Source organism: Arthrospira sp. PCC 8006 (assembly GCF_046480465.1).
Lineage (GTDB): Bacteria > Cyanobacteriota > Cyanobacteriia > Cyanobacteriales > Microcoleaceae > Limnospira > Limnospira platensis.
The window spans coordinates 1-3,800 of record NZ_PKGG01000332.1 but is presented as its reverse complement, the minus strand read 5'-3'; the positions used below and the strand labels follow the sequence as shown (position 1 = coordinate 3,800).

The following is a 3,800-nucleotide window of genomic DNA, read 5'->3' as shown; positions in this document are numbered from 1 at the left end:
CCGCAGCGCCTCTGGCGACCCCAAAAACGGGCTAACTAAGAATCGTACCAACTCCCCATAATTAGGATTGACTGACAGGTTCTGCGGTGCTGGGTTCAGCGATGACTCCGGACTTGAGTTGTTCAAATACATTGGCTTTTTGCAGAATGTTACGCACAGTTCTAGTAGGTTGAGCCCCTTGTTTCAGCCGTCGAATAATAGCCGGGGTATCCAATCTAGTTTCATCCGTTCTGGGGTTATAAAAACCCAACTCTTCCAGGGGACGACCTTCACGACGCGACAGACTATCTATCGCCACAATCCGATAACTAGCTTCTCGTTTCTTACCGTAACGTTTTAATCTCAGTTTGATCATTTGGATCTAATCAACTCTCCTTATCAATTTTAAGCTATTGTAGCAGTCTAGGACAGACTGACCACCAAATCCGCCTCTGAATCGGGGAAGAATGGGGGAACTTACTATTATAGCATTCCCAGAACCCAGCAAAAGTAAACTCCCACAGTCACAGTTGACCAAAACCCTTTTTCTTTTTGGCTTTCTTCTTCTTCTTACCGCCAGCCATACCCGGCATTCCCATACCCGGCATTCCCATACCCGGCATTCCCATACCGGGAAACTGACCCCTACCCATTTGTTGCATTAAACTCCGCATCCGCTGAAAATCGCTCACCAAACGCATCACATCCTTCTCAGCATATCCAGCCCCTTTAGCCACCCGCTTACGTCTTGACGGCGAATTGGACAGCAACTCAGGATTCTTACGCTCCTCAATAGTCATAGAATTAATCATAGCTTCCGAGCGTTTCAGTTGGCTTTCCCCCGCGTCCAACTGCTCCTGAGAAATTTTATTCATCCCCGGAATCAGTTTAACCAACCCCCCCAMAGACCCCATATTTTTCATCAACCGGGTCTGCTTGAGAAAATCCGTGAAGTCAAACTTAGCCTCTAAAATCTTCTCCTGCATCTTCTCAGCATCGGCGATATCAAACTCTTCCTCAGCCTTTTCCACCAATGTGAGGATGTCACCCATCCCTAAAATTCTCGATGCCATACGTTCCGGGTAAAAAGGTTGTAGAGCTTCCACCTTTTCCCCCACCCCGACAAACTTAATCGGAGCCCCAGAAACACGCCGAATTGACAGAGCCGCGCCGCCGCGACTATCCCCGTCCATTTTAGTGAGGATAGCACCAGTAATGCCAATTCGGTCATTAAAGGTCTGAGTCAGGGTAGCCGCTTCCTGACCCGTCATGGCATCAACTACTAACAAGGTCTCGTGAGGTTGAACCGTCTCCTTTATTTGAGCCAGTTCCGCCATCATATTCTGGTCAATTTGTAACCGACCAGCCGTATCAATGATAATTGTATCAATACCCTGGGCTTTGCCGTACTCAATACCCTGGCGAGCAATTTCTACCGGGTCGGCATCTTTCCCTAACTCGAATACGGGAACATTTATCTGTTTCCCCAGAGTCATTAACTGGTCAATAGCTGCTGGTCGGTAAACGTCCGTAGCTACTAACAGGCTGCTGCGATTCTCTTTTTGTAGGTGCAAGGCTAACTTAGCCGAAGCTGTGGTTTTACCAGTTCCCTGCAAACCCGCCATTAACACGATGGTTGGTGGTTGTTGGGCTTCAGCCAGGGGAACATTGCTTTCCCCCATGACTTTGACTAACTCATCGTGAACAATTTTGATAAACTGTTGACCGGGTTTCACGCCGGATACTACTTGCGAACCCTGGGCTTGAACGCCAACCTCTTTGATAAAATCTTTAACTACCATCAGGTTAACGTCCGCTTCCAATAGGGCGCGACGAACTTCTTTCAGAGCTTCCTGGATATTGGATTCTGTAATTTTGTCCTGACCCCGGAGTTTTTTCCAGGCGGACTCTAAACGTTCAGAAAGGGCATCGAACATAAATAATAATGCTTTAGTGAAAGGTTCTGGCTGCTATAATTTTGGCCATGGGGCGATCGCATTTTACCACAGCAACCTAACGAAAAATGTCTCCCTCCCCGAACGCCAGCAATTCTCATTATGGAAATTCAACTGCTATCGGGCGGGATGTCTAACTCGAGACCTTCAAGCATAAAGGTCAGAAGGTGCTCCCAACTGTCGAAGTACAGGTAACGGGTCAACGCCCGCAAATCATCAAAAAAGGTTTGGCGGGTGGGCAAGTGCGCTCGTAGTAACTGGTACTTGTCATCGAGCAACTCCAGCAGGGTATGGAAGAGCAGCGAGAGGATGTTGAGGGTCGCCAGCAAGGAGGAAAGATGCTGCTGGCCATGGCCGAAATTGTGTTCTAGATGGTAGCCCTTGGTCTTGAGGGTATTGTTGTTCTCATTCTCAACTTTCCAGCGAGTCCGCCCGGCTAGAACCACGTCTGCTACATTGTCATCGCTAAGAGAATAACTGGTGGCAAAGGAGTTCTGATAGGTCACCTTGCCATCAGCCGTAGTAACGGTGAGTTCACACCAGTTGACTAGCAGGGCATCATCGCTATCTCTCAGAGGCACTCCGTTGAGATAGCGGTAGGTATAGGTTTTCTCAACTTTACCCGTCCACTTCTGGGTCGTGATGGTTGGGAGTTCGATGCCCTCTAGGTGTTCATAGAGGGTACTGTGAGACTCGGGGCGACAGACCAGGATGAAGTTAAGTTGCTGCTCGATAAACTGCAGGCACAACGGTTGGTGGCAATAGAGGTCATCCCCTAAAACCGTAACGTTTAAAGCCCTTAAGCGTTGCCCTTGCCGCGATAGCCAGCGTTTGGCAGCTGCATTCTCACAATCTTGCTTGTCATGACCATCTTGGGGCACGACAAATTCAGGAGCCAAGGGAATCACACGAGTCTGTCCTGGAGCCACGATGACTGGGGTGACGACGCTATGGAAGTAATGGGTTTCTCCTGACTTTAGGGTGCGCCTTGAGCAGTGGGGGCAGTGAATTTTGCGGGAACTGAAGTATTCTGTGCCATCCAACGCTACTAATAGACTGCCGGCTAGGGAACGGAAGCCTTCCAATTGCCCCTGGGCTTCCAACACTTGTAAAACTTCCTCAAACACCGGAAACAGGTGGTCTGGGGACACTGGATCTAATAAATCCCGGATCTGGTTGTCGCAGGGAATCCGATGAACTCCAAACAAACTTTGGGCATTGCTCTTGCCTTTGCTGCCCTCCATCAGACGTTGATAAGCCAGAAACGACGGCGTTTGAGTGAAAAAAACACTCAACGCGCTTAAGGCGGCATCCTCCATTCCATAGCGACGATTTTTACCCGTTCGCTTGTCTGGTAGCGACGACAAGCACTGGCGGACAGACCCCACTACGGTGTCAAACCAACCTGGCTTTTTCAACAGCTCTGGCCCTCCTGGGTTTTTCAGATGCCATTACTATACAGGGATACTGGGGACTTGAACAGTTTTTCGCCAAAATGAGAATTGCTGGGTTAAACTATTATGACTTGACAAGCTGAAAATTCATGATAGTCTAGTAATACTGAGAACGTACCAATCTGGTTGTTTTTGTAGTAGCTATATTTGTGGGGTATTGGGTGGTGAGTTATTTTACTAAGGGAAACCAACTGCTAAGGAGTAATCAGCTTGAGGAGGCTGTGGCTGCTTACCAAAAGGCGATCGCACATGATCCTAGTTTTCATTGGTATCACTACAAGCTGGGGGAGGCTTTAGAACAGTTGGGGCGTTTACAAGAGGCTAAGGCAGCTTTTCAGAAAGGATTTGATATCAAGCCGGATCTAAATTTTGGGTGTTTCAAGGTTGGCGAATTGTTACCAAAAACCTCAGA

The 3,800-nt window shown here is 48.3% G+C and carries 4 protein-coding genes; 1 reads left to right on the top strand and 3 read right to left on the bottom strand.

Going from position 1 to position 3,800, the window contains the following annotated elements:
- Nucleotides 1–61: 61 nt before the first annotated feature.
- From rpsP to B9T16_RS26610, 3 genes are all read right to left on the bottom strand, one after another.
- Nucleotides 62–355, bottom strand: a complete 294-nt coding sequence (gene rpsP / locus B9T16_RS26620) for a 30S ribosomal protein S16 (protein WP_006616557.1) — start codon at nt 353–355, stop codon at nt 62–64.
- Between the two features lie 148 nt (nt 356–503).
- A complete protein-coding gene (gene ffh, locus B9T16_RS26615) occupies nt 504–1,916 on the bottom strand; it encodes a signal recognition particle protein (RefSeq protein ID WP_410246171.1) in 1,413 nt (470 codons plus the stop codon).
- Between the two features lie 128 nt (nt 1,917–2,044).
- Nucleotides 2,045–3,253, bottom strand: coding sequence for an ISNCY family transposase (locus B9T16_RS26610; protein WP_410245187.1), 1,209 nt, complete (start codon nt 3,251–3,253; stop codon nt 2,045–2,047).
- Between the two features lie 299 nt (nt 3,254–3,552).
- Here B9T16_RS26610 and B9T16_RS26605 point away from each other — a divergent pair.
- Nucleotides 3,553–3,800 (top strand): tetratricopeptide repeat protein (locus tag B9T16_RS26605; RefSeq protein WP_410246170.1); only part of this gene is annotated, 248 nt, incomplete at its 3' end.

Coding starts and splice junctions, on each gene's coding strand:
- rpsP (WP_006616557.1), bottom strand. CDS start 355: ATGATCAAACTGAGATTAAAACGTTACGGTAAGAAACGAGAAGCTAGT.
- B9T16_RS26610 (WP_410245187.1), bottom strand. CDS start 3,253: ATGGAGGATGCCGCCTTAAGCGCGTTGAGTGTTTTTTTCACTCAAACG.